General features: G+C 66.2%; 1 protein-coding gene. It reads right to left on the reverse strand.

Features of this window, described 5'->3' with window-relative positions; all coding sequences use genetic code 11:
• Window positions 1-260: non-reducing end alpha-L-arabinofuranosidase family hydrolase (locus QSK36_RS43295; protein ID WP_285786464.1), on the reverse strand; the 260-nt coding region annotated here is incomplete at both ends.

Here is a 260-nt window from a genome sequence, read left to right on the forward strand (position 1 = left end):
CGGTCTTGGTCTGGTCGGGGTTGTTGCGGACCAGGTCGCCGTGGCTGATGTCGTTGGTCCAGGTGGCGCCGCTGTTGGCCTTGCCGGCGAAGGGGTTGCTCTCGGTCGCGGCGTTCGGGGTCCACGAGCCGTCCAGGCTGTCGGCCGTGAACGAGCGGAAGTAGCGGCCCTGCGAGCCGATCGCCTCGACGAGCATGAGGTACTTGTTCTGGCCCTGGAGCTTGTAGACCTCGACCGCCTCGAACAGGTTGTTGGTCGAG

This window comes from Microbispora sp. NBRC 16548, assembly GCF_030268985.1.
Classification (GTDB): Bacteria; Actinomycetota; Actinomycetes; order Streptosporangiales; family Streptosporangiaceae; genus Microbispora; species Microbispora catharanthi.